This window comes from Micromonospora sp. NPDC049799 (assembly GCF_040656655.1).
Classification (GTDB): domain Bacteria; phylum Actinomycetota; class Actinomycetes; order Mycobacteriales; family Micromonosporaceae; genus Micromonospora.
In genome coordinates this window covers 1-2,945 of the sequence record NZ_JBFAMU010000566.1, presented here as the reverse complement: position 1 = coordinate 2,945, position 2,945 = coordinate 1, and the positions used below count along the sequence as shown (strand labels likewise).

2 protein-coding genes and 1 pseudogene are annotated in these 2,945 nt (G+C 73.0%); 1 reads left to right on the top strand and 2 read right to left on the bottom strand.

Translation table 11 applies throughout. The annotated features are described in order from the left end of the window. Window positions 1-531 (top strand): annotated as a pseudogene (locus AB0I76_RS26420) (FHA domain-containing protein); the annotation flags it as partial. Between the two features lie 65 nt (window positions 532-596). Here AB0I76_RS26420 and rocD read toward each other — a convergent pair. Then, window positions 597-1,811: an ornithine--oxo-acid transaminase gene (gene rocD, locus AB0I76_RS26415; RefSeq protein WP_357040787.1), complete on the bottom strand. Its 1,215-nt coding sequence runs from the start codon at window positions 1,809-1,811 to the stop codon at window positions 597-599. Next, window positions 1,808-2,623, bottom strand: coding sequence for a dimethylargininase (gene ddaH, locus AB0I76_RS26410; protein WP_357040790.1), 816 nt, complete (start codon window positions 2,621-2,623; stop codon window positions 1,808-1,810). Before ddaH ends, rocD begins: the two co-directional genes overlap by 4 nt. Between the last annotated feature and the right edge of the window lie 322 nt (window positions 2,624-2,945).

Below are 2,945 nucleotides of genomic sequence, written 5' to 3'. Positions count from 1 at the left end.
GAACGCAGCCCGGCCGCGCAGCCGCCGCCGACCCTGCGTGGCGGCGTACCGACCTGCCCCCGGCACGGCGTCCGCCTCGGCGACGCCGGTCCCCGGCCCCGCGCCGAGGTCCTCGCCGTCCGGATCGGCGGGCTGATCCGGCGTCGCTTCGTCCTCACCGAGGAGCAGCCGGTCATGATCGGCCGCGCTCCCGAGCAGTCCGGTGGCGTCGTCCTCGGGCAGTGGCTCAACGACGAGGCCCGCCGCTGGATCAGCCGCAGCCACATCCGGTGCGAGCTGCGCGTGGGTGAGGTCGTCGTGACCGACGTGAGCACCAACGGCTCCGGCATCCGCCCGGCCGGCTCGATGGCGGAGGCCGACCGGATCCCGTTGGCACCGCAGCAGTCCCGGGTGCTCGGTGAGGGCGACATGGTCGAGCTGTACCCGGGCGTGCAGATCGGCCGCCCCGGTGAGCTTCCCGCCGGCGCGCCGTACACCCCCGCATCGGTCATGGCCGAGGCACCCACCATGGCCATGCGCCTGCCCCGCTGAGCGCGTAGGGAACGCGGAAGGGCGCCGGGACCGACGGTCCCGGCGCCCTTCCGTCGTACGTTCCCTCAGCCGGCCAGCACGGCCGCGAGCTGTGCCACGGCGTGGTCGATCTCGTCGGCGGTGATCACCAGCGGCGGGGCGAGACGGATGGTGGAGCCGTGGGTGTCCTTCGCGAGCACCCCGCGCTGCATGAGCCGCTCGCAGGCCTCCCGGCCGCTCATCAGCGTCGGGTCGATGTCCACACCCGCCCAGAGGCCGCGCACCCGGACGCCGACCAGGCCCTTGCCGACCAGCGCCTGGAGACCGGCGTTCAGCCGCTCGCCCAGCTCGGCGGAGCGGCGCTGGAACTCGCCGGTGGCCAGCAGACGGACCACCTCGGTCGCCACCGCGCAGGCCAGCGGGTTACCACCGAAGGTGGAGCCGTGCTGGCCGGGCTTGAGGACGCCGAGCACGTCGGCGTTGGCGGCCACCGCCGACACCGGCACGATGCCGCCGCCCAGCGCCTTGCCCAGCAGGTACATGTCCGGCACGACGCCCTCGTGGTCGCAGGCGAAGGTCTCGCCGGTCCGGCCCAGGCCGGACTGGATCTCGTCGGCCACGAAGAGCACGTTGCGCTCGGTGCAGACCCGGCGCACGCCCGGCAGGTAGCCCTCCGGCGGCACCACCACGCCCTGTTCGCCCTGGATCGGCTCCAGCAGCACCGCGACGGTGTTCTCGTCGATCGCCGCCTCCAGCGCCGCGAGGTCACCGTAGGGAACCACGGTGAAGCCCGGCGTGTACGGCCCGAAGTCGGCCCGCGCGTCCTCGTCGGTGGAGAAGCTGACGATGGTGGTCGTACGGCCGTGGAAGTTGCCCTCGGCGACCACGATGTTCGCCTGGCCCGGCGCGACACCCTTGACCTGGTAGCCCCACTTGCGGGCCACCTTGATGCCGGTCTCCACCGCCTCGGCGCCCGTGTTCATCGGCAGCACCAGGTCCTTGCCGCAGAGCGCGGCCAGCTCCCGGCAGAAGTCGGCGAACTGGTCGTGGATGAACGCCCGGCTGGTCAGCGTCAGCTTGTCCAGCTGCTCGTGGGCGGCCTGGATGAGCGTCGGGTGCCGGTGGCCGAAGTTCAGCGCCGAGTACCCGGCGAGGCAGTCGAGGTACCGACGGCCGTCCACGTCGGTCACCCAGGCGCCCTCGGCGGAGGCGACCACCACGGGCAGCGGGTGGTAGTTGTGCGCGGTCCACCGCTCCGCGTCCCGGACCGCACCCGGCGTCCGCAGCATGTCCTCGATCACTTGCTCGCCTTTCCCTGACGGAGTCGCAACGTGCAGCACTTCGGGCCACCGCCGGCCTTACGCAGCTCGGACAGGTCGACACCGATGGTCTCGTAACCCCGGTCGCGCAGCTTGGCGGCCAGGTCGGTGGCCTGCGCCGGCAGCACCACGTGCCGGCCGTCGCTGACCGCGTTCAGGCCCAGCACCTCGGCGTCGGCCATGGTCGCGTGGACGGCGTCCGGGAAGAGCCGGCGCAGCACCGCCTGGCTGCCCGGCGAGAACGCCTCCGGCAGGTACGCCACGGTCCGCTCGTCGAGCACCGTGAGCGCGGTGTCCAGGTGGTAGAAACGCGGGTCCACCAGCTGCATGGTGATCACCGGGTAGCCGAAGACCTCCTGCAGCTGCGCGTGCGAGGCGTGCGCGGTGCGGAAACCGGTGCCGGCCAGCAGGTAGTCGCCGACCAGCAGGACGTCGCCTTCGCCCTCGTTGACGTGCTTCGGGTCGTACATCTCGAAGCCGGCTGCCTCGAACCAGGCCCGGTACGCGGGCGCCTCGTCGGCGCGCTGCGGGTCCCGGAACTGCACGGCCATCGCCTTGTCGTCGATCACGGTCCCGCCGTTCGCGGCGAAGACCATGTCGGGCAGGCCCGGCACCGGAGTGATTTCCTCGACGGTGTGGCCCAGCTCCCGGTAGACCTCGCGTAGCTTTTCCCACTGCCGGATCGCCAGGTCGGCGTCGACCGGGGCGGTCGGATCCATCCACGGGTTGATGGCGTAGTCGACGGCGAAGTACGTCGGCCGGCACATCAGAAAGCGCTGGCTGGTGGCGTCCATCGTCATTGTCCTGCTCCCAGGGGTCGGGCGCGCCCGGCCACCTTCGGCCCACGGGCTGGCGCCGTTGCTCAACGTTATGCGCCGCCGATGGAGGGATCCACCGTTGGACCTTGCGGAGGCCAGCCGATCGTTGCGTCTGACGAATGCGCGGCGGCATTTCGTTGCGTCGCGGCCCGCCGGGCGCGTCGGGGCGGCATCGGAGGGCCTGTCGCGGACCGGTCTGAGCGCCCCCCCGCCCTGCCCCCCCCCCCCCCCCCCCCCCCCCCCCCGCCCCCGCGCGGCCCCGCCCCCGCCCGGGCCCGCCCCCCCCCCCCCCCCCCCC

Coding starts and splice junctions, on each gene's coding strand:
- ddaH (WP_357040790.1), bottom strand. CDS start 2,623: ATGGACGCCACCAGCCAGCGCTTTCTGATGTGCCGGCCGACGTACTTC.